The organism is Burkholderia diffusa (genome assembly GCF_902499115.1).
GTDB lineage: Bacteria > Pseudomonadota > Gammaproteobacteria > Burkholderiales > Burkholderiaceae > Burkholderia > Burkholderia diffusa.
This window is the reverse complement of record NZ_CABVPN010000029.1, coordinates 21,054-41,613: the sequence shown is the minus strand read 5'-3', so window position 1 is coordinate 41,613 and position 20,560 is coordinate 21,054. Positions and strand designations below refer to the sequence as shown.

At 66.7% G+C, this 20,560-nt stretch carries 17 protein-coding genes; 7 read left to right on the top strand and 10 right to left on the bottom strand.

What is annotated here, in order from left to right:
• Window positions 1-658: 658 nt before the first annotated feature.
• The gene (locus BTE28158_RS26080) at window positions 659-850 is read right to left on the bottom strand and encodes a DUF2964 family protein (protein ID WP_059511565.1); all 192 of its coding nucleotides are present in this window, start codon (window positions 848-850) and stop codon (window positions 659-661) included.
• A 15-nt stretch (window positions 851-865) separates the two neighbouring features.
• Window positions 866-1,345, bottom strand: a complete 480-nt coding sequence (locus BTE28158_RS26075) for a universal stress protein (protein WP_059605845.1) — start codon at window positions 1,343-1,345, stop codon at window positions 866-868.
• Between the two features lie 266 nt (window positions 1,346-1,611).
• On the opposite strand from BTE28158_RS26075, the gene BTE28158_RS26070 reads away from it, so the two are divergent.
• Window positions 1,612-2,373, top strand: a complete 762-nt coding sequence (locus tag BTE28158_RS26070; protein WP_124625533.1) for a 2-keto-4-pentenoate hydratase — start codon at window positions 1,612-1,614, stop codon at window positions 2,371-2,373.
• A 168-nt stretch (window positions 2,374-2,541) separates the two neighbouring features.
• Here the strand turns inward: BTE28158_RS26070 and BTE28158_RS26065 are convergent, their stop codons facing one another.
• Window positions 2,542-3,459: a LysR family transcriptional regulator gene (locus BTE28158_RS26065; RefSeq protein WP_151048107.1), complete on the bottom strand. Its 918-nt coding sequence runs from the start codon at window positions 3,457-3,459 to the stop codon at window positions 2,542-2,544.
• Window positions 3,460-3,568: 109 nt separating this feature from the next.
• Here BTE28158_RS26065 and BTE28158_RS26060 point away from each other — a divergent pair, with 109 nt between their 5' ends.
• Both BTE28158_RS26060 and BTE28158_RS26055 read left to right on the top strand, forming a co-directional pair.
• Window positions 3,569-4,168 (top strand): NAD(P)H-dependent oxidoreductase, encoded by a 600-nt coding sequence (locus tag BTE28158_RS26060; RefSeq protein WP_151048106.1) that lies wholly within the window; start codon window positions 3,569-3,571, stop codon window positions 4,166-4,168.
• A gap of 133 nt (window positions 4,169-4,301) precedes the next feature.
• On the top strand, window positions 4,302-5,708 hold the full coding sequence (locus BTE28158_RS26055) for a 3-deoxy-D-arabino-heptulosonate 7-phosphate synthase (protein ID WP_151048124.1): 1,407 nt from the start codon (window positions 4,302-4,304) through the stop codon (window positions 5,706-5,708).
• A gap of 207 nt (window positions 5,709-5,915) precedes the next feature.
• Here BTE28158_RS26055 and BTE28158_RS26050 read toward each other — a convergent pair whose 3' ends face one another.
• Both BTE28158_RS26050 and BTE28158_RS26045 read right to left on the bottom strand, forming a co-directional pair.
• Window positions 5,916-6,752 (bottom strand): alpha/beta fold hydrolase, encoded by an 837-nt coding sequence (locus BTE28158_RS26050; protein ID WP_059605832.1) that lies wholly within the window; start codon window positions 6,750-6,752, stop codon window positions 5,916-5,918.
• A gap of 220 nt (window positions 6,753-6,972) precedes the next feature.
• Window positions 6,973-7,806 (bottom strand): oxidoreductase, encoded by an 834-nt coding sequence (locus BTE28158_RS26045; RefSeq protein ID WP_151048105.1) that lies wholly within the window; start codon window positions 7,804-7,806, stop codon window positions 6,973-6,975.
• A 94-nt stretch (window positions 7,807-7,900) separates the two neighbouring features.
• On the opposite strand from BTE28158_RS26045, the gene BTE28158_RS26040 reads away from it, so the two are divergent.
• The 3 genes from BTE28158_RS26040 (at window position 7,901) to fucP (ending at window position 11,526) form a co-directional block, all read left to right on the top strand.
• Complete coding sequence (locus tag BTE28158_RS26040; RefSeq protein ID WP_151048104.1) at window positions 7,901-8,872, top strand: AraC family transcriptional regulator; 972 nt, start codon at window positions 7,901-7,903, stop codon at window positions 8,870-8,872.
• 313 nt (window positions 8,873-9,185) lie between these two features.
• Window positions 9,186-10,112 carry a ribokinase gene (gene rbsK, locus BTE28158_RS26035; protein ID WP_151048102.1) on the top strand — a complete coding sequence of 309 codons (927 nt, stop codon included), beginning with the start codon at window positions 9,186-9,188 and terminating at the stop codon, window positions 10,110-10,112.
• 40 nt (window positions 10,113-10,152) lie between these two features.
• On the top strand, window positions 10,153-11,526 hold the full coding sequence (fucP, locus tag BTE28158_RS26030) for an L-fucose:H+ symporter permease (RefSeq protein WP_151048101.1): 1,374 nt from the start codon (window positions 10,153-10,155) through the stop codon (window positions 11,524-11,526).
• Window positions 11,527-11,564: 38 nt separating this feature from the next.
• On the opposite strand, the gene deoR is transcribed toward fucP, so the two are convergent.
• Window positions 11,565-12,335, bottom strand: a complete 771-nt coding sequence (gene deoR / locus BTE28158_RS26025) for a DNA-binding transcriptional repressor DeoR (RefSeq protein WP_124625545.1) — start codon at window positions 12,333-12,335, stop codon at window positions 11,565-11,567.
• A 146-nt stretch (window positions 12,336-12,481) separates the two neighbouring features.
• Between deoR and deoC the strand changes: the two genes are divergently transcribed.
• Complete coding sequence (deoC, locus tag BTE28158_RS26020; protein WP_151048100.1) at window positions 12,482-13,162, top strand: deoxyribose-phosphate aldolase; 681 nt, start codon at window positions 12,482-12,484, stop codon at window positions 13,160-13,162.
• Window positions 13,163-13,307: 145 nt separating this feature from the next.
• On the opposite strand, the gene BTE28158_RS26015 is transcribed toward deoC, so the two are convergent.
• The 4 genes from BTE28158_RS26015 to BTE28158_RS26000 form a co-directional block, all read right to left on the bottom strand.
• A complete protein-coding gene (locus tag BTE28158_RS26015) occupies window positions 13,308-16,829 on the bottom strand; it encodes a pyruvate carboxylase (RefSeq protein ID WP_151048099.1) in 3,522 nt (1,173 codons plus the stop codon).
• Between the two features lie 278 nt (window positions 16,830-17,107).
• A complete protein-coding gene (locus tag BTE28158_RS26010) occupies window positions 17,108-17,311 on the bottom strand; it encodes a hypothetical protein (RefSeq protein WP_124625551.1) in 204 nt (67 codons plus the stop codon).
• Window positions 17,312-17,688: 377 nt separating this feature from the next.
• Complete coding sequence (locus BTE28158_RS26005; protein ID WP_151048098.1) at window positions 17,689-18,690, bottom strand: LysR substrate-binding domain-containing protein; 1,002 nt, start codon at window positions 18,688-18,690, stop codon at window positions 17,689-17,691.
• A 376-nt stretch (window positions 18,691-19,066) separates the two neighbouring features.
• Complete coding sequence (locus tag BTE28158_RS26000; protein ID WP_151048097.1) at window positions 19,067-20,560, bottom strand: aldehyde dehydrogenase; 1,494 nt, start codon at window positions 20,558-20,560, stop codon at window positions 19,067-19,069.

Sequence of the window (20,560 nt, the reverse complement as noted above, 5' to 3'; positions counted from 1 at the left end):
ATACAAATCACGATATCGTTGCCCCCGCACGCATCGGTATTAAATGGGGATCGATTCAGGAGCGCTAATGGCATGCTCGGCACCGGACCTTCGCATCACGCGTTCGTCCATCGCGGCCACTCGTAGCCGGAGCGAGGCTCGGGATTCACCTGCACCGTGTGGCGTTGAATCAACCGGTGTTTGCCATCTGGAACCGCCGCGCGGCTCCCGCCTTCACGAAGGACTTCGAAACGGGTTTGACGGGTTGCAGGCCGGCGCTCGATCACACGGTTATGCACGTGAGCCGCTTTGTCACGACATCACGCGCTTTCGCGGCGCGATGCAATCACGCACGGGTCGCTGCCACGCGCGCGCTAACGGTTGCCGTGTCAGGCCGGATCAATGCGGGTGCGCCACCGAAGGAAAGCTGCGAGGACAGGACTCGACCGCCGCGATGAGGTAAGCAGCGGCGTGCTCGCGCATGCGCGAGTCATTCAATCAAAGCGTGCGCTGCCTGATGCGGAATCGATGAGACGGGAGATGCCGGCCAGGGCGATGCCGGCCGGGCAGGATGACGCGAATGCGCCGGACATGACGGACGGAGAGAGGCGGAAAGACGGACCGGCGGTGCTGCTGCGGTGATTGCCGGTCTTGCATGAAACCGAGGAAGCGCCGCGCGTCACCCCTCGCCCTTCGGCCCCGGGTTGAGCATGACGACAAAGCAGGCCACGCCGACGATCAACGCGACCGCGCCGCCACGCAGCGCGATCGTTTCGTCGAACAGCAGCCCGGTCACCACGGCCATCATCCCCGCGAGCGACACGAACACGGCGATCGCCGCGACGACGATCCGGTATTGACGACGTATCATCGCGCGTCCGCCAGATCAGGCTGCCGCGGCGGAAGCCGGCTCGCCGGCATCGTCGCCGCGAATCAGCAGCACCGGGCACTTCGAGCCACGCACGAAGCGCTCGGCGACGCTCCCGAGCACCACGCGCCGGATGCCGCGCCGCCCGTGCGTGCCGACCACCGCGAGGTCGATCCCGCGCTCCTTGACGTAACGCTGCAGGCGTTCCGCGACGTCCTCGCCAATGCTCTCGGTCTCGACGAGTTCGCCCTCGCCCTTCGCGCCGGCCCGCGCGAGGACCTCTTCGGCTTCACGCAGCACCTTGCGCCCGTCGTCGCGGATTTCCTCGATGAGCGCATGCGGATCGAAACGACCCGCGTACGTAAACAGCACCGACTTGTCGACCACGTACACGACGCTGACGTGCGTGTCGCCCGCCAGTGCCACCTTCATTGCCTCGGCAAGCGCCTGTTTCGACGAAGCGCTGCCGTCGACGGCCACCATGATCTTCTTGTACATGCGAACCTCGCTGGGGTGAGTTGCCGCGCGCGGTCGCGCGTGGCCATGTCCCCATCATCGGCGGACGGCCGGCTGGAAGCTTGACGGCGATCAAAATCCACCCAAAACGCGGCGTGCGGCAAAGCGCCACGCGCAAAAATCGGCGCGCCATCCCCGAGGCCGCGCCGGGCAACCGGGCGGCCATGCCGCCGAAAGCGCTATCATCGACGTTGCGACCTTCGTCCGGCCCTTTTTTTGCCGGCTCACTTTCAACTCGCTCAACCGACATGACAACGACTACCGAACGCGTGGACGGCGCCGCCCAGCATCTCGTCGCCGCCCGCCATGCCGGCGTGCCCGGCCCGCTGCTCCCCGACGCCTTGCGCCCCGAGAGCGTCGATACCGCGCTGGCGATCCAGCATCGCGTCGCCGACCTGCTCGGCGAAGCCATCGGCGGATGGAAATGCGCGCTGCCGCCGCCCGACCGCGTGATCGTCGCGCCGATCTTCGCGTCGACGATCCGCGAAGCCGATGTGCCGTATCGCGTCGTCGGCGGCCCGATCGTGCGGATCGAGCCGGAGATCGCGTTCGTGCTCGATCGCGACCTGCCCGCGCGCGCGCAGCCGTACGACGAGAGCGACGTGCGCGGCGCGATCCGCGAAGTGCGCATCGTGCTCGAGGTGCTGGGTTGCCGCTATGCGGAGCCCGCGCGCGCGTCGAAGTTCGAACTGCTCGCCGACGGGCAGTTCAACCAGGGATTGTGCGTGGGCCCCGTCGTGCCCGATGGATTGAACGTGCCGCTCGAGACGCTCGCGCTGTCGTTCGAAGGTGCGCTGAATCGCACGATCGACGGCCGTCATCCGGACGGCGATCCGCTCAAGCCGCTCGTGTGGCTGGTCAATTTCCTCGCATCGCGCGGCGACGGCGCGCGTGCCGGCCAGATCGTAACGACCGGGTCGTATGCGGGCGCGATCGACGTGCCGATCGGCGACGCGCTGACGGTGCGCTTCGGCGAACTCGGCAGCCTGTCGGTGACGCTGACGGCCTGACGGCCGACGGCGGGGAACGCGGCGCGTATCGTCGTCGGCGCGCAGCGGGGTGTCGGCATCGTCGCGCTGAACGACTCACGCCGGCCGACACCCGTCACATATTCATCGCTCGCCGCCGGCACGTCGCGCCGTTTCCGCGAGCCTGCCGCATGCGCGGCTCGCCGCACGCTACGCCTGCGCCTCCACCTCGGCCAGTCGCGCCGGCAGCTGGTTCACGAGCGCATCGACGGCCGCGCGCACCTTCAGCGGCAGGTGCGACGTATGCGGCCACACCGCGTGGATCGCATAGGTCACGCCCGGCTGATCCGGCAGCAGCTCGCGCAACGCGCCGCGGCGAATCTCGTCGCGCACCAGCCAGTAAGGCAGCCACGCGACACCGAGCCCCGCGACAGCCGCGTCCAGCACCGCGCGCAAGTCGTCGGAGAGCAGACGGGCCGCCGGTTGCAACTCCTCCGTCCGGCCATCGACGACCACTTGCCAGCGATGCATCTGACCGTAACGCGTATAGGCCAGCGCCTTGTGCTGCGCGAGCGCGTCGACGGTCGCGGGTTCGCCGCAGCGTGCCAGATACGCCGGTGACGCACAAAAGGCCATCTTGTGCTCGCCGAGCGCACGCGCGACGAGGCCGCTGCTGTCGGGCAGCGCACCGACCCGCACCGCCAGATCGACGCGCTCCTCGACGAGGTCGATCGTCCGGTCGCTGAACGACAGGTCGAGATCGAGTTCGGGATGGTCGCGCGCCAGCCCGATCAGGATCGGCGCGACGCACAGATGCCCGAACAGCGCCGGCATCGACACGCGCAGCCGCCCCTTCATCTGCCATTTGCCGCTTTCGAGCAGCGCCTCCCCCGCGTCGATCTCCTCCACCGCGCGCAGGCAGTATTCATAGAACAACGCGCCCTCGTCCGTCAGGCTCTGGCTGCGCGTCGTGCGCTGGAATAGCACGACGCCCAGCCGCGCCTCGAGTCGCGCGATGCTCTTGCCGACCGCAGAACGCGTGATGTGCAGCGTCTCGGCGGCCTGCGCGAAGTTGTCGGCTTCCGCCGCAGCAACGAACACGGCGATGCCGTTGAGGTTGTTTCGCATGCAATTGGATCGATAAAGTCTACATTGACGGGAAATCTTATCGCTTTTTGAGACAAAAAGTGGATGATACGATCGGCTCCGTTGTTCATATATGAACGGAGAGATCCCGATGGCCCGCATTCTCGTACTCAAGTCCAGCATCAACCGCGACCAGTCGCAAACCAACGCGCTGATCGACGCATTCCTCGCGCAACGCAAGGCCAGCGGGCACGCGGACGACGTGGTCGTGCGCGATCTCGTCGATCTCGACCTGCCGGTGCTCGACGGCGAACTGTTCCATGCGCTGCGCGGCGCGGAGAATCCGGGCGAGCGTGCGCGGCAGGCGGTCGCGCTGTCCGACGAGCTCGTCGCCGAACTGAAGGGCAGCGACCTGCTGCTGATCGGCGCACCGATGTACAACCTGAACGTGCCGACCCAGCTGAAGAACTGGTTCGACCTGGTGGCACGCGCACGCGTGACGTTCCGCTACACGGACACCTATCCGATGGGGCTCGTCGAAGGCGTCGACGCGATCGTGTTCAGTTCGCGCGGCGGCGTGCACGTCGGGCAGCCGACCGACGCCGTCACGCCGTACCTGCGTGCCGTGCTGGGCCTGATGGGCATCCATCAAGTCCGGTTCGTCTACGCGGAAGGCCTCGACATGAGGCCGCACGGCTTCGAAGCGGGGCTGGCGAACGCACGCAAGCAGATCGAAGCGCTCCACGCGTAACGCACGTCGGGCACGGCCCGCGCCACGCGAACGGCGGCTTCGCCGTGGCACACGATGCAGCATGTCGGCACTGCGTGATACCGTTGCACATCGCCCGTCACGCACGAACCGCGTGCCCCTCCCGTCACTCGCCATGCCGCCGACACCGTTGCCTGCCCTGCTGGACGAAGTCCTGAGCACAGTCGATCGCCGCTACCGGCTGCCGCCGTTCGTGCGTGCGTCGTCGCTGACCGATGCCGCGAACCCGGCCGCCATCATCGCCATCGTGATCGAGGAAGCGCGCCGGATGCACGCCGACGGCCTCACGCCCGCCCCGGCATTGCAACGCCGGTTCATCGACGCGCTCGCGCGGATGATCGGCGACGCGATGGACGCACGGTCCGGCGACCCCGCATTCCAGGCCGCGGTGCTTCGACATGGTGCCCCGGCCGTGCGCGAATACGCATCGCTCGCCTCGCATGCCGAGCAGGATCGGCGCACGCTGCGTTCGGCCGTCAACACGATCGCGCATCCGGCCCGGCTCGAACGGCGCGCGCAGGCATGGCAACGCGAGCCGCTCGCACGGCTGCATGCGGCCGCGGCGGGCGCGTCGTGGGACGATCTCGATGCCACACTGCGCCACTTGCTCGCGCAACCGGAGACGGCGGCCGACACCGCGTTCGAACAGGACATCGCCAAACTGAAGGACAGCGCCGCGCTTGCCCGACTGCAGCGTCTCGACGCATTGTTGCCGGATCCGGACGTCCAGCGGTACCGCACGCTGTGGAGCCGCCAGGGTCCGCTCGAAGGCAGCGCGCTCGCCGTCGCGCAAGGCGTCACGTCGCAACAGCGGGGCGCGGCCGTCGAAGCGCTGGCCGCGCAGGCGCTCGACGCCCTGGCCGCGCAGCTCGATGCGAGCGACGCGCACCGCACGTATCGCGTGGTCACGTCGATGCGCGTGCCGGCCTCGATACCCGGCAAACACGACCGCGCGAAAACCGAGTGGGATGCGGTGCTGCTCGAGCGCGCGCGCGGCGACGATCCGTCGGCCGCGTGGCACGTCCTGTTTCTCGTCGAAGCGAAAGCGTCCGCGGATGCCGCGACCACCGACCTGCCGCGCCTGCTGCGCGGCCTGAGCCTGCTCGCACAAGCCGATCCGGACACCGTCTATGCGTTCGAAACACGCGAAGGCGCGGTACGCCTGCACGGTGCGTCGCTGCACGCACTGACGATCGACGACGCGTCACTGCAACGCGAGGTGTTGTACTGCTGCGATGCATCGGCAGACCCCGCGCCGCGCCTGCTGGGGGCCGCAAGCCGGATGCAGTTGCTGTCGGCGCCGGCGAGCCTTGAATACGCGAGCGCGCTGGCGCAGCACGCGGATGCCGATCCGCACGGCCTCGGCGCCGTATGGCAAGCGTTGCTGGAACTGCCGTCATGGCGCGCAGTGCTGCATCAGTACGAATCGCTGCGGCAGGTTCGAGCGTTGATGGTGAGCGTCGACGATCTGATGGCCGCGATCGAAGGCGATGTCGGCGACAGCGCCGCAAACAATGCGTGACGTGTGACGCGCGCGGCGCGACCCGGCTGCACGCGCGTTGCCGCCGACGCACCGGTTCAGCGGCAAGACGACACCGCGCAGACTCAAGTCGACGCGGTGTCCCCGCTCCGCGAAACGCACAGGACACCGAATCAAATCGGCGCCGAGGCGACCGGCGTGACCGGTCGGCGCGGCGCAGCCCGCGAAAGCGGGCATGCGCCGATAGCGTTACGACTGGATGAAGGCGAGCAGATCGGCGTTCAGCACGTCCGCATTGACCGTCAGCATCCCGTGCGAATAGCCCGGATACGTCTTCAGCGTGCCGTTCTTCAGCAGCTTGACCGACTTCAGCGCCGAGTCCGCGATCGGCACGATCTGATCGTCTTCGCCGTGCAGCACGAGCGTCGGCACCGAGATCGACCGCAGGTCTTCGGTCTGGTCCGTTTCCGAGAACGCCTTGATGCCTTCATAGTGCGCCTTCGCGCTGCCGATCATGCCCTGACGCCACCAGTTCTGGATCACGCCTTGGTGCACCACCGCGCCCGGCCGGTTGAAGCCGTAGAACGGGCCCGACGGCACGTCCAGGAAGAACTGCGCGCGGTTGTCGGCGAGCGCCTTGCGGAAGCCGTCGAAGACCTCGAGCGGCAGGCCTTCCGGGTTCGCGTCCGTCTTCAGCATCAGCGGCGGCACCGCGCTGACCAGCACCGCCTTCGCGACACGTCCGGCCGGCTCGCCGTGGCGGGCCACGTAGCGTGCGACTTCGCCGCCGCCGGTCGAGTGACCGATATGAACCGCGTTGCGCAGGTCGAGCGCTTCGGCCACCGCGAACGCGTCCGCCGCGTAGTGATCCATGTCGTGGCCGTCGGAAACCTGCGCCGACCGGCCGTGGCCGCGGCGATCGTGTGCAACCACGCGATAACCCTTCTGAACGAAGAACAGCAACTGCGCATCCCAGTCGTCGGAAGACAGCGGCCAGCCATGGTGGAACATGATCGGCTGCGCGTCCTTCGGGCCCCAGTCCTTGTAGAAGATGTCGACGTTGTCCTTCGTGGTGATGTACGGCATGGCTGCAGGCTCCTTTGAGGTAAGTGAACATACGTGCCGGCCGGCCACCCGGGCGGGTGTCGGTGACGAGCTGCGGCGCGGTGGCACACCGCGTCGGTCGACGCAGCACCTCAGTGTTGTAGCGGAAAACCGCGACCGTGTCATGAAGCCAATTACGTCGCGCCGTGCATCGGCACCCTGGTACTCACCGTGTGACGCGTCACGCACGACCGATCGCGCGTCAACCGTCCGTCGACACGGTCACCGCCTCCCACGTGCGAATTTCGTCTTCCAGCGCCGACCATTTGGCGCGCACGAGCCGAAGCGCATCGCTGCCGAGCAACAGATGGGCCGGCGGATGGTCCGCCGCGATGACAGCAAGCATCGCGCGCGCCGCCTTCGCGGGATCGCCCGACTGGCGGCCGTTTTTCTCCTCGCGCGCCTGGCGGATCGGATCGAAGAGCGCGTCGTAATCGGCGATCGAACGCGGCGTTCGCGTCATCGAACGGCCCGCCCAGTCGGTACGGAACGAGCCCGGCGCCACGGCAGTCACCGCGATGCCAAACGGCTCGAGCTCCTTGCCGAGCGTCTCCGAAATCCCTTCCAGCGCGAACTTGCTGCCGCAGTAATAGGCGATGCCCGGCATCGTGATGTGGCCGCCCATCGACGTGATGTTCAGGATGCGGCCGCGCCGGCGTTCGCGCATGAACGGCACGACGGCCTTCAACATCGCGACGGCGCCGAATACGTTCACGTCGAACTGTCGGCGCATCTCCGACAGCGGCGACTCCTCCACGATGCCTTCGTGTCCATAACCGGCATTGTTCACCAGCACGTCGACGGGCCCGACGCTCGACTCGATTTCCGCGACGACGCCGTCGATGCGCTCGAAGTCGGTCACGTCGAGCACGCGCCCGATGGCCGCACGCGGGGACAGCGCCTCGAACGCCCGTTTTGCCGCTTCGCTTCTCACGGTGCCGACCACCGTATGACCCGCGGCCAGCGCCGCTTGCGCGAGCGCACGGCCGAAGCCGCTGCTGACGCCGGTGATGAGCATGATGTTGCCGGATGCCATGTGAGCTTCTCCCGAATGTCGATCGAAGCATGCATGCTAGTCTGACGAACCAGGTCGAATAAGCCCGATTCCGCTGAATTTCTTGCCTGAAACTATGAACGCTGCCTCCTCCTCGTCCCGCTCGCGGTCGCTGCCCGCGCGCGGTCGCAAACGCCTGATCGCGTTGCTGCATGCGTTGGCGCCGGACGAAGGCTACAACCTGACCGCGCTACCGAGCGTGCGCATCCTGCGTTCGAACCGCGCGCTATCGCGCATGCCGGTGCTCTACGACCCGGGCATCGTGATCGTGTGCCAGGGCAGCAAGCGCGGCTATTTCGGCGGCGAACGCTATCTGTACGACGAGGACCACTACCTGGCCGTATCGGTGCCCGTGCCGTTCAGCATGGAAACCGACGCAACGGCGGATCGCCCGCTGCTCGCGCTGTATCTGCACCTCGATTTCCCGATGGCCGCCGAGTTGGCCGCGCAGATCGATCGCGAGGGAATCGCCGAACCCGTGCAAGCGCCGAAAAGCATGATGTCGACGCCGATGGACGATGCGATGCACGCGACCGTGCTGCGGTTCGTCGAGGCGATGCACCGCCCGCTCGAAGCGGCGGTGCTCGGCCCCGGGTTGCTGCGCGAACTGTATTTCCGCGTGCTCACCAGCGCGCAGGGCGGCGCAATGCGGAGCGCGCTGGCGATGCGTGGACAGTTCGGCCGGATCGGCCGTTCGCTGCGCATGATCCACGCCGACTACGCGAAGTCGCTCGACGTGACGCAACTGGCCGGGGAAGCCGGCATGAGCGTGCCGAGCTTCCACAGCCACTTCAAGGCGATCACGCAGGTGTCGCCGATGCAGTACCTGAAGTCGACGCGGCTGCATCAGGCGCGCCTGTTGATGGTGCGCCAGGACCTGACTGCGGAGGCGGCCGGCCATGCGGTCGGGTATGCGAGCGCGTCGCAGTTCAGCCGGGAATTCAAGCGGCTGTTCGGCCTGACGCCCGCGCAGGAGACGAAGCGCATGCGCGCGCAGTTCGCGATTCCGGCGCCATTCGACGATGCGGTGTTCGTGTCGTCGCATTGACTGGCTGAGCCGCGAGCCGCACGTGTGACCTTCGCGGGCCCGATGCTCGGTGCGCGAATCTGGTCGGGACGCGCACGCTCGCCGCGTGCGGCGTCGCGCACCAGAGACCCGCCAGCGACTTCAGGATGAGCGCAGTCACGCCCCGGATGTCCTGCGTCTGGTGCGCCCAGTACCAGGCGCACCCGGGCCGATCCCATATAGTGATCCACATAACACCATACGATTGCATTATCACATTTATTGTGATTTTATTCTCATCCGTGGTGGCCGCCGTCGATCGCATACGCCCCCCCATTCCAAGGAAGAGACGCAGATGGAGACAATCGCCGTCATCGGCAGCAACATGGTCGATCTCGTGACCTACGTCACGCGCATACCCGCCCGGGGCGAAACGCTCGAGGCGCCGAACTTCGAGCTCGGCTGCGGCGGCAAGGGCGCGAACCAGGCCGTCGCGGCCGCGCGCCTCGGCGCGCGTGTCGTGATGGTCACGAAGGTCGGCGACGACGTGTTCGCCGACAACACGATCCGCAACTTCGAGCGCGAGGGCATCGACACCACGCACGTGCGCAAGGTCGCCGGCGTGCCGAGCGGCGTCGCGCCGATCTTCGTCGAACCCGATTCGAGCAACAGCATCCTGATCGTCAAGGGCGCGAACCGCCACCTGACGCCCGCCGACATCGACGCGGCCGCGCCGCAGCTCGTCGAATGCGCGCTGATCGTGCTGCAGCTCGAGATCGAGCTCGACACCGTCTATCACGCGATCGAATTCGGTGCCCGGCACGGCATTCCCGTGCTGCTGAACCCCGCACCCGCCGTGGCCGATCTTGATTTCGAGCGGATCCGGTCCGTCGAATTCTTTGTGCCTAACGAGACCGAACTCGCGATCGTGTCGGGCATGCCGGTCGATTCGCGCGCGAGCGCCACCCGCGCCGCCGAATCGCTGATCGCGCGCGGGCTCAAGCACGTGCTCGTCACGCTCGGCAGCGACGGCTCGCTGTTCGCGTCACGCGACGGCGCGCGGCACGTGCCGGGCGTACAGGTCGATGCGCGCGACACGACGGGCGCCGGCGACGCGTACATCGGCTGCTTCGCGCGCTGCTACGCGGCGAAGCGCGATGCGATCGACGCGATGCGCTACGCGTCGGCCTACGCCGCGCATTCGGTCATGGGCCTCGGCACGCAGAAGTCGTACGCCGACGCCGCGACGTTCGAACGCTTCCTCCGCGACGCCGGCATCTGAACGGCGCCTTCATCGACGAGACACCGGGAAGGAGACACCCATGGCCCGTACCAGAATCGAACACGCCCCCGACGGCTATTACCTGAACCGCACGCCGCTCTTCGCGTTCACGCTGCTGTGCTGCCTGTTCGCGCTGTGGGGCACCGCCGCGAACCTGAACGACGTGCTGATCGCGCAGTTCAAGAAATCGTTCTTCCTGTCCGATTTCGAATCGGCGTTCGTGCAGTCCGCGTTCTATCTCGGCTACTTCTTTCTCGCGATTCCGGCCGCGACCGTCGTGAAGAAGTTCAGCTACAAGACGACGATCCTCGTCGGCCTGCTGCTGTACACGACCGGCTGCCTGCTGTTCTTCCCGGCCGCGTCGATGGCGAAGTACGGGATGTTCCTCGTCGCGCTGTTCGTGATCGCGGCGGGCCTGTCGTTCCTCGAAACGGCGTCGAACTCGTATTCGACACTGATGGGCCCGCGCGAAACCAGCACGCGGCGGCTGAACATCTCGCAGACGTTCTATCCGTTCGGCGCGATGGCCGGCGTGTACATGGGCAGCTTCCTGATCTTCAAGGAGGGCGATGCGTCGCATGCGCAGCTCGCCGCGATGTCGGCGGCCGAAGCCCACGTCCACCAGCTCGCGATGATCCAGGCCACGCTCGAGCCGTACAAGTGGCTGATCGTCGTGCTCGCGGGCGTGTTCGTCGTGTTTGCGCTCACGCCCTACCCGGCCTGCAAGGGCAACGGCCCCGGCGTGGCCACGCACCGGATCGACGCGCGCGGCACGCTGGCGCGCCTGTTCGGCAACCGGCGCTTCGTCGCGGGGATCGTCGCGCAGTTCCTGTACGTCGGTGCACAAGTGGGCGTCTGGAGCTTCACCATCCGGCTCGCGATGCAGATCGGCGGCCTCACCGAGCGCGGCGCGTCGCGCTACCTGCTCGCGACGTTCTTCGCGTTCTTCGTCGGCAAGCTGATCGCGACGCTCGTGATGAAGCGCGTCGGCCCGGCCAAGGTGCTGATCGTCTACGGCATCCTGTGCATCGTGCTGCTCGCGTACACGATCAGCGTGCACAACATCACGGCCGTCTATGCAGCCGTGGGCGTGAGCGTGTTCCTCGGCCCGTGCTGGCCGACGATCTATGGCCTCACGATCGACGGGCTCGGCAAGGATACCGAATACGGCGGCTCGATCCTCGTGATGAGCATCGTCGGCGGCGCGGTCGTACCGCTGATCCAGGGGCTGATCTCCGATCACACGGGCGGCAACATGCAGCTCGCATTCGTCGTGCCGCTCGCGTGCTTCGTCGTGATCGTCTACTACGGCTTCTACTGCCTGCGGCACCAGCCGGCGGCGATGCCCGACGCAGCCGCCGACGGCAACGCGCCCGCGCGCTATGCCGCTGCGCGCAACACGTCAGGAGCCTGACGATGCGAGGCGAGATCGAACTGCGCCGCCATGCTGCATCAGGTCACGAGCGCGATCCCGTGTTCGCGGATCGTCGTTTCGTACCGGCGGCTCAGCTGCCCGTCCGAGATCACGTAGTTGAAGTCGGTCAGCTCGGCGAAATAGGCCGCGCGCACTTCGTCGAACTTCGTGTGGTCGACGAGCAGGAAGCGGTTCTGCGCGCGTTCCATCACTTTCTTCTTCGCGTCGACTTCGTGGAAGTTGAAGCACGTGACGCCGCAGCGGTCGCTCACGCCGGCCGCGGAGATGAACGCCTTCGACACGCGCACCGTGTCGAGGATGCCCGTCTCGGCCACCGACTCGAACACCATGTTCTTGCGGTGATACACGCCGCCGCACAGGATCACGCTGCAATGCGGTTTCTGCTGCAGCTTCGCGAACACGTTCAGCGAATTGCAGACGGCGGTGAATTCGAGGTCGTCGGGGATGAAGTCGACGATGAACGGCGTGGTCGAGCCGCAGTCGACGAAGATCGTGTCGCCGGTCGTCACGAACTGCGCGGCCAGCTTGCCAATGCGGCGTTTCTCCTCGGTCTGCCGGTTGTTCTCGGCGCTGACGACGTACTCGCCGATGTCGCTGCGCTGCGCGGCGAAGTGGCGCGTCACGTAGCCGCCGATCAGGCTGAGGCCGTGCGGATTGTCCGCGAGGTCGCGTCGGATCGTCATTTCCGACACGCCGAACAGTTCGGCGACTTCCCTCAGATGAATCGCGTTCTGCCCTTGCAGCACGTTCATCAGCGTCTTGATCCGTTCGCCCTTCTTCGTTTCCATGCCAGTATCCTGCGTACCCGTCGCATCCGTCGCTTGTCATGCCGGGCGCGCGGGCCCGGCCGGAATGTCGTATTTGTAACAAACCGATGTGAAAACATCAACTTTACGTGTGCCCTTCCCGCACACGATCCGTGGAGTCCTGAAACATGCCGCTTTCCAACGCCCAACTCGCTCAAACCATCGATCACACGCTGCTCGCGCCCGACGCGAGCGACGCACAGATCCGCGAACTCTGCCGCCAGGCGGCCGAGCATCGCTTTTACTCGGTCTGCGTGAATTCGGCGAACGTGCCGCTCGCCGCGCGCGAGCTGGCCGACACCGGCGTGCTTGTGTGTGCGGTGGTCGGCTTCCCGCTCGGCGCGGGCCTGTCCGCCGCGAAGGCGTTCGAGGCGTCGGCCGCGATCGCGGCGGGCGCGCGCGAGATCGACATGGTGATCAACCTCGGCGCGCTGAAGAGCGGCCGCGCCGACGACGTGAAGGCCGATATCGACGCCGTGCACCGCGCCTGCGGCACGGTGCCGCTCAAGGTGATTCTTGAAACGGGGCTGCTGACCGACGACGAGAAGGTGCGCGTGTGCGAGATGTGCCGCGACCTCGGCGTCGCGTTCGTGAAGACGTCGACCGGCTTCGGCCACGGCGGCGCGACGCTCGCGGATGTCGCGCTGATGCGCCGCACGGTCGGCCCCGTGCTCGGCGTGAAGGCGTCGGGCGGCGTACGCGACCGCGCGACCGCGCTCGCGATGATCGAGGCCGGCGCGACGCGGCTCGGCACGAGTTCGGGTGTTGCGATCGTGACCGATCAGGGGGGCAGCGACGCGGTGTACTGACCGATGGCGGGCCGGCTGCCTGCGCGTCGGCGCGTAACGACGCGCAGGCAGCCGTCGCCGAACAGTTCGGCACGCCCCCCGAGCAGGCGGTGTGCCGATTGCGATGCCATGCCCGGTCACCACACACGACCGATCGCGGCAACCCTCATTGTGTCGGGTCTTTCAACTCGATCAGCAGATCCTTCGCCGCCACCCGTTCGCCCGGCTTCACATGCACGGCCGCGATCTCGCAGTCGCGCTCCGCCGCGATGTGTGTTTCCATCTTCATCGCCTCAAGCGCGATCAGCGTGGTGCCGGCCGCCACGCGCTGGCCCGGCTGCACCGCCACCGTCACGACCGAGCCCGGCATCGGCGCGGCAACATGCATCGGATTCGCCGGATCGGCACGCTGCAGACCATGGCGCTCCTTGCCCGCCTGCACGACGCTCTTCTGCTCGACCAGCGCGGAACGCGACTGGCCGTTCAGCTCGAACAGCACCTTCACGATGCCGTCCTGCGCATCGGCATGCTGGCCCTGCAGCGATACGAGCAGCGTCTTGCCCGGCTCGATGTCGATCGCCACTTCCTCCTGTGGCTGCAGGCCGTACAGGAACGCGGACGTCGGCACGACCGACGTGTCGCTGTACGCGCGAACGTGCGCGTAATAGTCGACCGTCTGTTTCGGATACATCAGGTAGGACGCGAGTTGCCGGTCGTCGAGCGGCTGCTCGCACGCAGCCTCGGCCTGCTTGCGTACCGTGTCGAGGTCGACCGGCGGAATCTGGTCGCCGGGACGATACGGTGCCGGCGGCTCGCTCTTGAGCACCTTGCGCGACAGTTCGGCCGGGAAGCCGTCGGGCGGGAAGCCCAGCTCGCCCTTGAACAGCGATACGACCGATTCCGGGAACGCGATGTCCTTGTCCGGATTGCGCACGTCGTCCACGCTCAGGTCGTTCGCGACCATCATCAGCGCCATGTCGCCGACCACCTTCGACGTCGGCGTGACCTTGACGATGTCGCCGAACAGCCGGTTCACGTCCGCATACGCGCGCGATACCTCGGTCCAGCGATGATCGATGCCGAGCGAGCGCGCCTGCTCGCGCAGGTTCGTGTACTGGCCGCCGGGCATCTGGTGACGGTAGACGTCAGCCGTGCCCGCGCGGATCTCGGATTCGAATGGCGCGTAATACCGGCGCACGCCTTCCCAGTACATCGACGCTTCGTGCAGACGGTCCTGATCCAGCCCCGGATCGCGTTCGCCGCCGGCCAGCGCCGCCGCGATGCTCGACAGGTTCGGCTGCGACGTGAGCCCGCTCATCGCGTCGAGCGCGCCGTCAACCGCATCGCAGCCCGCACCGACTGCCGCAAGCACCGACGCCGCGGCGATGCCGCTCGTGTCGTGCGTATGGAAATGCACGGGCAGCCCGGTTTCCTCCTTGAGCGCCTTCACGAGCGTCGCGACCGCCTGCGGGCGGCAGATGCCGGCCATGTCCTTGATGCCGAGCACGTGCACGCCGGCCTGCTGCAGTTCGCGCGCGATGCCGACGTAGTACTTGAGGTCGTACTTCGAGCGCGACGTGTCGAACAGATCGCCGGTGTAGCAGATCGCGCCTTCGCACAGCATCCCGCTCTCGCCCACCGCATCGATCGCCACGCGCATGTTGCGCACCCAGTTCAGCGAATCGAACACGCGGAACACGTCGACGCCGGCACTCGCGGCCTGCTGCACGAAGAAGCGCACGACGTTGTCCGCGTAGTTCGTATAGCCGACCGCGTTCGAGCCGCGCAGCAGCATCTGGAACAGGATGTTCGGCACGCGTTCGCGCAGCAGCGCGAGCCGCTCCCACGGGTCTTCCTTCAGGAACCGCAGCGCGACGTCGAACGTCGCGCCGCCCCAGCATTCGAGCGAGAACAGCTGCGACAGCTCGCGCGCATAGAACGGCGCGATCGGCAGCATGTCGGCGGTGCGCATGCGCGTCGCGAACAGCGACTGGTGCGCGTCGCGCATCGTCGTGTCGGTCAGCAGCACCTGCTTCTGGTCGAGCATCCAGCGCGCGAATTTCTCGGGACCAAGCTCACGCAAGCGATCGCGCGTGCCCGCAGGAATCGCCACGGCCGTATCGATCTTCGGCAACACCGGCTTCGGCAACGGCAGTGCCGGCAGCGTGCGGCCGCTCATCTCGGCGTTTCCGTTCACGTTCAGCTCGCCGAGATAGCGCAGCAGCTTCGTCGCGCGATCACCGCGCTTCGCGAATGCGAGCAGCTCCGGCGTCTTGTCGATGAAGCGCGTCGTCACGTCGCCCGCGATGAAGGCCGGGTGATTGATCACGTTCTCGAGGAACTGCAGGTTCGACGTGACGCCGCGAATGCGGAACTCGCGCAGCGCGCGATCCATCCGGTGGATCGATTCGGCGGCCGTCGGCGCCCAGGTCGTCACCTTCACGAGCAGCGAGTCGTAGTACGGCGTGATCACCGCGCCGCCATAGGCGGTGCCGGCGTCGAGGCGCACGCCGAAGCCCGCCGCGCTGCGATAGGCCGTGAGCCGCCCGTAGTCGGGCAGGAAGTCGTTCTCCGGATCCTCGGTCGTGATCCGGCATTGCAATGCGTTGCCGTTCAGCGGAATCGCCTGCTGTTCCGGCACGCCGGCCGCACGTGCGACAAGCGCGCCGTCGCCGTCCGTTGCGTCCTCGGCAAGACCAATACGGGCGCCTTCCGTGATGCGAATCTGCGCCTTCACGATGTCGATGCCGGTGATCATCTCGGTCACCGTGTGCTCGACCTGGATGCGCGGGTTCACCTCGATGAAGTAGAACCGGCCGGTGTCGGCATCCATCAGGAATTCGACGGTGCCCGCATGCGTGTAACCGACCGCGCGCATCAGGCGCAGCGCGGATTCGCACAGCGCCTGCCGGCCCGCGTCGTCGAGATATGGCGCCGGTGCGCGTTCGACGACCTTCTGGTTGCGTCGCTGCACCGTGCAGTCGCGCTCGTACAAATGGACGACCGTGCCGTGCAGATCGCCGAGCACCTGCACCTCGACGTGCCGCGCATTGCGCACGAGTTTCTCGACGTACACCTCGTCGTTGCCGAATGCGGCCAGCGCCTCGCGCCGCGCGACAGGCAGCAGGGTTTCGAGGTCCTGAGCGTTTTCCAGTACGCGCATCCCGCGTCCACCGCCGCCCCAGCTCGCCTTCAGCATCAGCGGATAGCCGACCTCCGCGGCCAGCGCCCGGCACGCGTCGAGATCGCCCGGCAGCGGCGCGGTCGCGGGCATCACCGGCACGCCGGCCGCGATCGCCGCATTGCGCGCGGCAACCTTGTTGCCGAGCGTGCGCATCACGTCCGGCGACGGGCCGATCCAGCGGATGCCGGCGTCGATCACGGCCTGCGCGAAGTCCGGGTTCTCGGACAGGAAGCCGTAACCGGGGTGAATCGCGTCGACCTTCGCCTGCCGCGCGACACGCAGGATGTCGTCGATGTCGAGGTAGGCGGCGAGCGGCTTCTTGCCCTCGCCGATCAGGTAGCTCTCGTCCGCCTTGAAGCGATGCAGCGCGAGCCGGTCTTCCTTCGAATAGACCGCCACCGTACGCATGTTCAGTTCGGCGGCGGCACGCATTACGCGAATCGAGATTTCCGAGCGGTTCGCGATCAGGATGGACTGGATGGGGGTGGGCGTCACGGCGGCCATGGATAGTGAAGAGTTGAATTGAGCTCGCCGACGCACCGTCCTCCACCCGCCTGCCTCGCTGGGCGGCGTGCGGATTCTCGCGTCGGTCATTCGAGGTTGCATCGTCCCGGCTTTCGCCAGTCGACATGTTCGCCAGATCGCCGGACAGCCGCTATCGACATCGCGACGACGAATAGCATCCAGCCGACCAGCCGGAAATAAGGGACCGGCTCGCCGGCCGGTTCGGTCGCCGGTCTAACCACGGCGAGCCCGTGGCACGACCTGCGCTCGCGGGAGGATCAATCGCGGGGATCGAAAAGCGGCGCGTGATCCATCCAGTCGTAGCCTGACGTTCCTTTCGCCCAGGCCCAGTTCGTGTCGAGGCGGCGTGCGCCCACCCATCCGGGCGTCAATGCGGATCGATTGGCGTCCGCCAGGCGTTCCTGCGCATCGCAATGCGCGTCGCCGTCAGATACGGTGCTTCGTTTGTCGTAGTCAGTCATTGCATCACCTTACGATTGAAAAGCGGGGGCGTCCGTCGAACTGTCGGGTTCGTTTCCGTTTATCCGGAAAGATCCGTCAAACGAGCGGACATCCAGCATGTCGCTCCGGTAATGCAAAAAGCAGGCCACATCGAGAATGGAACGGACGGCGTTGATGTACCGTGACCGGCCGCGAGGCCCGGCGCCGCACCGCGTCAAATATGGAACCGAAGTTTCAATTCTGAAATCGACGCCGTATCAAGCAGATCGTGAACGAACCACCCCCAGCCAAGCGCGACGCCGTGTCCGTAGCGCGCTGTCCTGCCGCAGCCACGCCGGAGAGCAAACGGGAAAGACTTCCTTGTCGAACAGCGCGATCGAGCGATGCAGCCGATGCGCTAGCCCGCGATCTCGACGCCGGTGTCGAGCCAGCCGCGCATCATCACGCCGACCTCGTCGCTCAGCCACTCCCGGAACATCCGATACTCCGGGCGCGGCTGCGCATTCCGGTGCGTGATCAGGTAGTGATGGCGATCGCGAAACACCAGCACGTCCTGCACCGGCCGCATCAGGATGCCCTGGTCGATCTGCCGGTGCACGAGGTGATGCCAGCCGAGCAGCGTGCCCTCGCCGGCCTCGGCCTGCGCGACGAGCAGCCGGTAGTCGTTGCTTTCCAGATACTTGTTCTGACTCAGCATATCGGTGCCGTCGCTCTGCTGAAACCAGTTGCGCCACACGCGCCAGTCGACGTGCTCGCACACCTGCGCGCGGCCGAGCATCGACAGGTTCAACGTCGGGCTCGACAGCAGGTCCAGCGGCTTCAGCGACCGGCCGTGGAAATGCCGCTCGTGAAACGACGGGCTGCAGACTGGATACACGATGTCATGAAACAGCGGCTCGGATTCGAACTCGGGCTCGCGCGGCGGGTTCTTCGTGATGATCACGTCGGGCTCGATGAGCCCGTCGAGCTCCATGAAATGTTCGGTGACGATCACGTGCAGCTGGATATTCGGAAACTGCTCGCGAAACGCGGGCAGCCGCGACGACAGCCACAGCGCCGAGAACGTGTGCGACACGCAGACCATCAACGCGTGCTTGTCGGTGCGCCGCACGGCCTCCGCCGCCTCGGCGATGTTCATGATCGACAGATACGACGCGTTGTAGAGAATCCGTCCGGCATCCGTCAGCGCGATGTGCCGGCCGGTGCGCTCGAACAGCGCGACGTCGAGCGAATCCTCGAGTTCCTTGATCTGCCGGCTGATCGCGGCCTGCGTCACGCACAGCACCTCGGCCGCCTGGGTGAAGCTCTCATAGCGCGCCGCCGTCACGAAGCACCGCAGCGCGCGAAGCGACGGCATCTGCGCGAGAAGTCGGTCGGCAAACAATTGCTTCTTCAACATGGCTTTCACTCTCAAAACGGAGGTCGGACGCTGCGTCGACGCACCCGTCGACAACAGTCCCGCACGCTGGCCGCGGGCTGTCTCATCGCAAACCATTCAATTATCCGAATATTGCAGCTTGCGCGTCGGCCGGGCGGCTGACAAGGGCGGCCCGGCCGCCGCAACAGCGTCGCGACGACGCCATTTTCGATCGATTGTGCACCGCGCCGCCATTATCGGAAGCGATTACGGGGACTGCAAGTCGCACATCGGTTCGGCAGCCGCGCGGGGCGCCGCTTGTCGCGCCGCGCGCGACTCCCGCAGGCCGAACGACCGGCGACCAGGCGGGCGACGCATGGTTCGGCGCACCATCGCGCGTCGTGCCCGGCCCGCGCACTCAGTCGAGCTTCAGCCAGGTGGTCTTCAGCTCGCAATATTGATCGTGCGCGTAGACGGACTTGTCGCGCCCGCCGAACCCCGATTGCTTGAAGCCGCCGAACGGCGTCGACAGGTCGCCTTCGCCGAAGCAGTTCACGGTGACCGTGCCCGCGCGAATCCGCGCGGCGATCTTGTGCGCGCTATTCACGTTGTCGGTCCACAGCGACGCGGCCAGCCCATAGCACGTATCGTTCGCGATCCGAACCGCATCGTCGACGTCGTCGTATTCGATGAAGCAGACGACCGGCCCAAACACCTCATCGCGCGCGATGCTCATCTCCGGCGTCACCCGGTCGAAGATCGTCGGTTCGACGAACCAGCCGCCGGTCTCCGCGAGGATCGCGCGGCCGCCGCACACCACGTGCGCGCCTTCTGCCTTCGCCTTCTCGATATGGCCGAGCACCTTCTCGTAATGCTTCTGCTCGATCAGCGCCCCGAGCTTCACGTCCGGGTCGAGCGGATCGCCAGTCTTCCAGCCGGCGAGCACGGCCTGGATCTTCTCCAGCAGTTCGGCCTTGCGGCTCGACGGCACGAGGATCCGCGAGCCGGCGCTGCAGTTCTCGCCCATGTTCCAGAATGCCGCTGCGACCGCCTGCTCGGCCACCGCGTCGAGGTTCGCGACGTCCGGCAGGATCACCTGCGGATTTTTGCCGCCGCACTCGAGCACGACGCGCTTCAGGTTGGTGTCGGCCGAGTAGTGGAGGAAGCGCTTGCCGGTCGCGGTCGAGCCGGTGAACGCGACGAGATCGACGTCCGGATGGCGGCCGATCGCCTCGCCCGCTTCGCCGCCGAACCCGGTCACGACGCAGAACACGCCGGACGGCACGCCGGCTTCCAGCGCGAGATCGGCGATGCGCAGCGTCGACAGCGACGTCTGCTCGGCAGGCTTCACGACCACGCTGTTGCCGACCGACAGCGCCGGGCCGATTTTCCACGCTAGCATCAGCGCCGGGAAATTCCACGGCAGCACGGCGCCGACGACGCCGATCGGTTCGCGCGTGATCATGCTGACGACGCCGGCGCCGGACGGTGACAACGCGTCGTAGCGCTTGTCCGTCACTTCCGCGTGCCAGCGAATGCACGCGGCCGATTCGGGAATGTCCAGCCCCAGGCATTCGCCGATCGGCTTGCCGGCTTCCAGCGCCTCGAGTAGCGCGAGTTCCTCTGCATGCTCGTCGATCAGCTGCGCGAGGCGCAGCAGCACCGCCTTGCGATGCGCGGGCGCGGCCTTCGACCAGACACCCGACTCGAACGCGTCGCGCGCGGCCGCGACCGCGCGATCGACATCGCGCTCGTTACAGCGCGCCACTTCCGCGAGCACCTTGCCTGACGCCGGGTTGAGCGTCGCGAACGTCTCGCCCGACGTCGCCGCGCTGCGTTGCCCCGCGATAACCGCGCGGCCGTCGAGCGACAACGCACTCGCCTTCTGCTTCCAATCCTGATGGGTCGTCAT

Excerpts from the sequence above, each read along its gene's own strand:
- BTE28158_RS26080 (WP_059511565.1), bottom strand. The coding sequence starts at position 850 with ATGATACGTCGTCAATACCGGATCGTCGTCGCGGCGATCGCCGTGTTC.
- BTE28158_RS26075 (WP_059605845.1), bottom strand. The coding sequence starts at position 1,345 with ATGTACAAGAAGATCATGGTGGCCGTCGACGGCAGCGCTTCGTCGAAA.
- BTE28158_RS26070 (WP_124625533.1), top strand. The coding sequence starts at position 1,612 with ATGACAACGACTACCGAACGCGTGGACGGCGCCGCCCAGCATCTCGTC.
- BTE28158_RS26065 (WP_151048107.1), bottom strand. The coding sequence starts at position 3,459 with ATGCGAAACAACCTCAACGGCATCGCCGTGTTCGTTGCTGCGGCGGAA.
- BTE28158_RS26060 (WP_151048106.1), top strand. The coding sequence starts at position 3,569 with ATGGCCCGCATTCTCGTACTCAAGTCCAGCATCAACCGCGACCAGTCG.
- BTE28158_RS26055 (WP_151048124.1), top strand. The coding sequence starts at position 4,302 with ATGCCGCCGACACCGTTGCCTGCCCTGCTGGACGAAGTCCTGAGCACA.
- BTE28158_RS26050 (WP_059605832.1), bottom strand. The coding sequence starts at position 6,752 with ATGCCGTACATCACCACGAAGGACAACGTCGACATCTTCTACAAGGAC.
- BTE28158_RS26045 (WP_151048105.1), bottom strand. The coding sequence starts at position 7,806 with ATGGCATCCGGCAACATCATGCTCATCACCGGCGTCAGCAGCGGCTTC.
- BTE28158_RS26040 (WP_151048104.1), top strand. The coding sequence starts at position 7,901 with ATGAACGCTGCCTCCTCCTCGTCCCGCTCGCGGTCGCTGCCCGCGCGC.
- rbsK (WP_151048102.1), top strand. The coding sequence starts at position 9,186 with ATGGAGACAATCGCCGTCATCGGCAGCAACATGGTCGATCTCGTGACC.
- fucP (WP_151048101.1), top strand. The coding sequence starts at position 10,153 with ATGGCCCGTACCAGAATCGAACACGCCCCCGACGGCTATTACCTGAAC.
- deoR (WP_124625545.1), bottom strand. The coding sequence starts at position 12,335 with ATGGAAACGAAGAAGGGCGAACGGATCAAGACGCTGATGAACGTGCTG.
- deoC (WP_151048100.1), top strand. The coding sequence starts at position 12,482 with ATGCCGCTTTCCAACGCCCAACTCGCTCAAACCATCGATCACACGCTG.
- BTE28158_RS26015 (WP_151048099.1), bottom strand. The coding sequence starts at position 16,829 with ATGGCCGCCGTGACGCCCACCCCCATCCAGTCCATCCTGATCGCGAAC.
- BTE28158_RS26010 (WP_124625551.1), bottom strand. The coding sequence starts at position 17,311 with ATGACTGACTACGACAAACGAAGCACCGTATCTGACGGCGACGCGCAT.
- BTE28158_RS26005 (WP_151048098.1), bottom strand. The coding sequence starts at position 18,690 with ATGTTGAAGAAGCAATTGTTTGCCGACCGACTTCTCGCGCAGATGCCG.
- BTE28158_RS26000 (WP_151048097.1), bottom strand. The coding sequence starts at position 20,560 with ATGACGACCCATCAGGATTGGAAGCAGAAGGCGAGTGCGTTGTCGCTC.